3 protein-coding genes are annotated in these 2,608 nt (G+C 37.2%); all 3 read right to left on the bottom strand.

Features of this window, described 5'->3' with window-relative positions:
- Window positions 1-980, bottom strand: a 980-nt coding sequence (gene arsS, locus ACILQF_RS12595) for an arsenosugar biosynthesis radical SAM (seleno)protein ArsS (RefSeq protein ID WP_395627750.1), incomplete at its 3' end; no start/stop codon positions are given.
- A gap of 6 nt (window positions 981-986) precedes the next feature.
- On the bottom strand, window positions 987-1,322 hold the full coding sequence (locus ACILQF_RS12600; RefSeq protein ID WP_395627751.1) for an arsenosugar biosynthesis-associated peroxidase-like protein: 336 nt from the start codon (window positions 1,320-1,322) through the stop codon (window positions 987-989).
- Window positions 1,323-1,664: 342 nt separating this feature from the next.
- Window positions 1,665-2,608, bottom strand: a 944-nt coding sequence (locus ACILQF_RS12605; RefSeq protein WP_395627752.1) for a DUF1501 domain-containing protein, incomplete at its 5' end; no start/stop codon positions are given.

Here is a 2,608-nt window from a genome sequence, read left to right on the forward strand (position 1 = left end):
TTTAAAACAATTTCGCGTTTATGGAGCAAATTGGTGTCAAATTCGGAGAGATGAATTGAGCCAGTAGTGGCAACCTTCAAGTCTAACATCTGGTTAAAATCGCAATCATATAGATAACCATCCCAAGCAACCGAAATAGTATTGCGACACATTAGATTTTGTACTGCTGCTGGGTTAAATGCAGCAATCAGTTTATCCATATAATTCTCATAATTATTAGTGCTTAACAAGTAGTCTAAATAGCGACTTATAGGCATGTTTGTTATCACATAAAGCTGGTTAAACACTATATTATATCTTGATGCTAATTCAATTTTATATTCTTTTTCTAATGCCGTTTGGGAAGGTGGAAGGAATGCTCCTGCCGGATTATATACTAAATTTAGTAACAAACCACTTCCCTCCTTACCATAACCTATTAAATTTAGCATTTGCAGGGCTTTAATTGAATCTTCAAAAACACCATCTCCTCTTTGTCGGTCGGTACGGTCTTGCGTAAAACTTGGCAATGAGGAAACGACTTCTATATGATGTTTTTTAAAGAATTCAGGTAAATCATGAAAGCGCTTATTAGCCAGTATGATAGTTAAATTACAGCGTACAATGATGTGTTTGCCAATTTTACTTAGCTCCTCAACAAACCAACGAAAGTCAGGATTTAATTCGGGGGCTCCTCCGGTTAGATCAACCGTTTTAATGCTTGATTTTTTTAATATTTGAAGACATAATTCCATGGTCGCCCTTGTCATTATTTCCTTTCTATCGGGACCAGCATCTACATGGCAATGCTTGCATGTTTGATTGCACATTTTACCCATATTAATCTGAAAAATCTCAATTCCGGAAGATTTTAATGGAAACATGCCTTGCTCAACCAGCTTTCCTCTAAATGTAGGATGTGAATGATTCCCCTCAAGCAAAGCAATTTGATTTTGAGAATCTGAAAGCGGATGGTTTAAAACTTTGAGCGATTTAATCATGTGGGCTTACATACTTATTTCTTTAACCTTATTCATCATTTGAACGCCATGTACAAGCACTGCACCGCCTTTAATTGCAGAGGCTACATGAACAGCTTCCATCATTTGACCCTCGCTGTAACCTTTTTCAAAGGCATCGCTACTATAAGCATCAATACAATATGGGCATTGAACTGCATGGGCAACTGCCAGTGCGATTAATGATTTTTCTTTAGCCGTTAAATGACCATCCTTAAATACTTCTCCATAATAAGAGAAGAATTTATCCGCTAAATCCTTTTGATATTCAGCAATATTCCCAAATTTATTAAGGTCTTTCGCATTATAATAATGATTTTCCATGCTATTTTAATTTAAAGGGCAAGATAGAGGTTTAAAATGGAAAGGTAAAAGCAAGATTTGAAGGGGATTAGATTATAATTAATTGAGGATAGTTGTGCCAGCTACAAGACCATAGTATATAAATTATACTGTCCATAGGTTTTACGCCGATTGCAAAAACTATTTCTTTACAGATTATTGTTGTTGTAAAGTTTCGAAAACAATTAATCTTTTTGACTCATTATAAAAGCATCCATATTCATCTCTGGATGGTATCGTACATACTGGAGCCCTGAATAGAGTTGACCGGTTTCTAATTGTTATGATCTTTATTACATTTCTTGACCTGTTGCTCACAAAAAACTACCCTCTCATCACGCCAATATTTCCACCATTAAATCCTGGGAATAATGCCTGATTTTTATTAGATATCATCAGATGTTTTTCAGCAACTTCCGAAAAAACACTTCTAAAATCTGTGGTAACTGCTAAATCACGGCCATCTTCCAGATTTTCTATGGCTAGGGGCGCCATTTTACCATGAACCAAGCCGCCACGAACATCATTACCAAGAATAAAATTACAGGAAGCACGTCCATGATCTGTTCCACCCGTTCCATTTTGCTTCACCGTTCTACCAAATTCGGTCATCGTCATCACTGTTAAATCGTCTTGATATTGAGCCATATCGGTCCAGAATGCCATGATACTGAGACTCAAATCATTCACATTTCTAGCAAATACCCCATTTTCAGCGCCTTGATTAAAATGTGTGTCCCAACCACCGGATTCGGCAAACGCAAGTTCTAAACCTACATCCATTTTAATTAACTGTGCAATCTGTTTTAATGAATTAGCTAGAGGGCTGTTAGGATAGATCGCATTATTTGCAGGTTTATAATTCTTCGTATCTACCGATTTTAACATTTTTATGGCCTCAAAACTCTCCTTTCCTGTAGATTTTAACAATCCAGGGGAAGCTTGATCATATAATTCTTCAAAACTTTGCGATACCCGATTGGTATTCATCTGATTAGCACGAAGTTGAATATTGAAATCCTGAAGGTTATTGATTGACAATGTTGGTATTTCTCCATAAAACGACCGAGGCATCGAATTTGTCATGCTAACAGCCTGAAATGGCGTCGCTTCATGTCCTAAAAGTCCCGCAGCTCGATTTAGCCAACCACTCGCAGTACCCTTGTTAAAGGGTGTACCCGATTCCATATAGTCCTGTGCATCAAAGTGGGAGCGGGTATTATTGGGAGATCCCATACCATGAACTATGGCCAAACGGTTTTCTCTAA

The organism is Daejeonella sp. (assembly GCF_044232565.1).
Lineage (GTDB): Bacteria > Bacteroidota > Bacteroidia > Sphingobacteriales > Sphingobacteriaceae > Daejeonella.